The organism is Xanthomonas sp. SHU 166 (assembly GCF_000364685.1).
GTDB lineage: Bacteria > Pseudomonadota > Gammaproteobacteria > Xanthomonadales > Xanthomonadaceae > Xanthomonas_A > Xanthomonas_A sontii.
Genome location: NZ_AQOJ01000605.1, coordinates 1 through 3,470, shown reverse-complemented (window position 1 = coordinate 3,470; position 3,470 = coordinate 1). Strand labels below are relative to the sequence as shown.

Genomic DNA, 3,470 nt, shown 5'->3' with positions numbered 1-3,470 from the left:
GTCCAGATACAAGGAGCGGCTTCAGCCGCGACAGGCGTTCCCGGGAATGCGTGTCGCGGCTAAAGCTCCTACGGCAATCCCGGCATGTGCGCCGGCATCTGTCAGCCGCTGCTTACACCGCGCCCGCCCGGCGCCGGTAATCCACGAATTCGAAGGCCAGCGCATGCCGCGCATCCGCCGGATGCGCTTGCCGCGCCACCACCTCCCATTGCGCCGGATCGAACGCGGGGAAATGCGCATCGGCGCCGTCGACCACGGTGTCGACATGGGTGAGGTACAACACGTCGGCCAGCGGCAGGGTCAGGGCGAAGATGTCGCCACCGCCGATCACCGACAGCTCCGCAACGCCGGCCGCGCGCGCCGCGTCGATCGCCGCCTGCAGCGACGCCACCGCCTGCATGTCCGCGAATGGCACCTGCCCGGAACGGGTCATCACCAGGTTCAAGCGCCCGGGCAACGCGCGCCCCAGCGACTGCGCGGTCTTGCGCCCCATCAACACCGGCTTGCCCAGGGTCAGCGCCTTGAACCGCTTGAGATCGTCCGGCAGGCGCCACGGCAAGTCGTTGTCGCGACCGATCGCATTGGCCCGATCCAGCGCCGCGACCAGGCTCAACTGCAGCGAGGGGCGCGTAGACCGCTCCAAATCCGTCCCCGCCGCCACTGCCGCCTTTTCCGATTCCCCATTCTCCATTCCCCGCTCCCCGCCACTCACACCGCCACCGGCGCCTTGATCGCCGGGTGCGGGTCGTAGCCCTCGATGGCGATGTCGTCGTAGGTGAAGGCGAACAGATCGGTCACCGCCGGATTCAGCCGCAGCTGCGGCAACGGCCGCGGCGTGCGTGCCAGCTGTTCGCGCGCCTGTTCGAAGTGGTTGGAATACAGATGCGCATCGCCCAGCGTATGCACGAAATCGCCCACGCCCAGGCCGGTCGCCTGCGCCACCATGTGGGTCAGCAGCGCATAGCTGGCGATGTTGAACGGCACGCCCAGAAAAATGTCGCCGCTGCGCTGGTACAGCTGGCAGCTGAGCTTGCCGTCGACCACGTAGAACTGGAACAGGCTGTGGCAGGGCATCAGCGCCATCTGCGGCAGTTCGGCCACGTTCCAGGCGCTGATCACCAGCCGACGCGAATCCGGATTGCGCTTGATCTCGTCCACCAGCCACTGCATCTGGTCGATCTCGCGACCGTCGGCACCGGTCCAGCGCCGCCACTGCTTGCCGTACACCGGGCCGAGTTCGCCCTGCGCGTCGGCCCACTCGTCCCAGATGCTGACCTTGTTGTCCTTGAGATAGGCGATGTTGGTCTCGCCCTTCAGGAACCACAGCAACTCGTGCACGATCGAGCGCAGGTGCAGCTTCTTGGTGGTGACCAGCGGGAAGCCGTCGTTGAGATCGAAGCGCATCTGCCAGCCGAACACGCTGCGCGTACCGGTGCCGGTGCGGTCGGATTTCTCCGCGCCGCGCTCCAGCACGTGCTGCAGCAATTCCAGGTACTGCTTCACTTGCTCACCTCCGGCGGCGGCACCGGCTGCAGCACCGGCGCGCTGCGCGAGCGCCACAGCAGGAACAGGCCGAGCAGGATCAGCGGGATGCTCAACTGCTGGCCGCGGGTCAGCCAATGGAACGCCAGGTAGCCGAGTTGCGCATCCGGCACCCGCACGAATTCCACCGCGAAGCGGAACACGCCATAGAGCAGCGCGAACAAGCCGGACACCGCATAGCGCGCGCGCGGCTTCATCGAGAACGTCCACAGCACCACGAACATCACCAGCCCTTCCAGCGCCGCTTCGTACAGCTGCGACGGATGGCGGGCATAGCCATCGAGCAGGCCCGCGGCGTATTGCTGCTGCAGTTGCGCGGCACTCTTCAGGCTCTCCAGTGCCGGCGCATTGGCCACGCCGTCCTGTATCGGCGCGTGCGGGAAGATCACGCCCCAGCCGGCATGGGTCAACTTGCCCCACAACTCGCCGCCGACGAAATTGCCGATGCGGCCGAAGCCCAGGCCCAGCGGCACCAGCGGCGCGATGAAGTCGACGGTGTCGAAGAAATGCAGGCGCACCTTGCGCGTCCACCACAGGCAGGCCGCCAGCACGCCCAACAGGCCGCCGTGGAAGCTCATGCCGCCGTCCCACACCTTGAAGATCAGCAGCGGGTCGGCCAGGAAATCGGACAGCGCGTAGAACAGCATGTAGCCGATGCGCCCGCCCAGCACCACGCCAAGCATCGCGTAGAACAGCAGGTCAGAGAAACCGTCCTCGTTCACCCCGGGCAGGCGCCCGGCACGGATGCGGCGGCGGCCCAGCCACCAGGCCGAGATGAAGCCGGCCAGATACATCAGCCCGTACCAATGCACCTTCACCGGCCCGAACGAGAAGGCGATGGGATCGATCTGGTGGAGATAGGTCATGCGCAAACGTCGGCCGGGGGCAAAGAGTGCCTATTCTGCCACCGACTCCGCTGCTTGCCGCGCCTACGGACGGCGCAGCGGGGTAGCGCTTCATCTGCTGGCAGGCGCACGCGTCTGCCACTGACTCCGCTGCTTGCCGCGCCTGCGGACGGCGCAGCAGGGTGGCGCTTCATCTGCTGGCAGGCGCACGAACCTGCCACCGACCGACCCCAAGACAATAGGCTCAGCCCAGCCGCCACGTGCCCCTCATTGCTTGTGGGAGCGGCCCATGTGGCCTCCAGGCCATCAGCGGCAACGAGCAGAGCCATCGGGTTCACTCCGGCGCTATCGCGTCGGGACTGAAGTCCCTCCCACCACACCACCCGTCGCACCCATGCAGGAGCGGCATCGCCCTGATGTGGGAGCGGCTTCAGCCGCGACGAGCAGAGCCATCAAGCCCCAGCCCGGCACTCTCGCCTAGGGACCGAAGTCCCTTCCACAACACCGGCGCCTCTGCTGACAGCGCAAACCACCACAGCAGCACACTCAATCCAGCACCTGCGGCAGGTTCGGCAGTTCGTTCTCGCCCGGCTGGCCCGGCTGTGCCGGGAAGTGCGCGGCCAGCAACGCGGACACCGCGCCGACGCCGGCGATCACCGCCTGTTCGGGTTGGCCCGCACGCATGTCGCGCTCGATCAGCGCGCAGACCTGGCGCCATTGTGCGGCGTCCACCCGCCCGTGCAGTCCACGGTCGGCGACGATCTCGATGTGGTGATCGGCCAGCAGCAGATAGATCAGCACGCCGTTGTTGGCGTCGGTATCCCAAGTGCGCAACTGTGCGAACGCCTGTTCGGCGCGCAGCCGCGGCGCCATGCCGCGCAGCACCTGCGCCGGTGCCAGCCCCGATTCCACCGCGAACATCACCTGCCCGCGGTGCAGGCGCTCGCCCTCGGCGATCGCCGCACCGATGCGCTCCAGGCTGGCCGCCGGGAACAGGCGCTGTGCGGACGGCGCGAACAGGTGCCGGAGCAGGCGCATCACCAGCTCCCCGAGGCGCCACCGCCTCCGGAACTGCCGCCACCA

At 67.6% G+C, this 3,470-nt stretch carries 4 protein-coding genes; all 4 read right to left on the bottom strand.

Annotated elements, in window-relative coordinates:
• Nucleotides 1-112: 112 nt before the first annotated feature.
• Nucleotides 113-619 carry a dihydrofolate reductase gene (locus tag D180_RS14905; protein WP_043091050.1) on the bottom strand — a complete coding sequence of 169 codons (507 nt, stop codon included), beginning with the start codon at nucleotides 617-619 and terminating at the stop codon, nucleotides 113-115.
• 89 nt (nucleotides 620-708) lie between these two features.
• Nucleotides 709-1,503: a thymidylate synthase gene (locus D180_RS14900; protein WP_026144081.1), complete on the bottom strand. Its 795-nt coding sequence runs from the start codon at nucleotides 1,501-1,503 to the stop codon at nucleotides 709-711.
• On the bottom strand, nucleotides 1,500-2,408 hold the full coding sequence (gene lgt / locus D180_RS14895; RefSeq protein WP_017913424.1) for a prolipoprotein diacylglyceryl transferase: 909 nt from the start codon (nucleotides 2,406-2,408) through the stop codon (nucleotides 1,500-1,502). Before lgt ends, D180_RS14900 begins: the two co-directional genes overlap by 4 nt.
• Before the next feature lie 525 nt (nucleotides 2,409-2,933).
• On the bottom strand, nucleotides 2,934-3,425 hold the full coding sequence (locus tag D180_RS14890) for a TPM domain-containing protein (protein WP_017913423.1): 492 nt from the start codon (nucleotides 3,423-3,425) through the stop codon (nucleotides 2,934-2,936).
• Nucleotides 3,426-3,470: the final 45 nt, after the last annotated feature.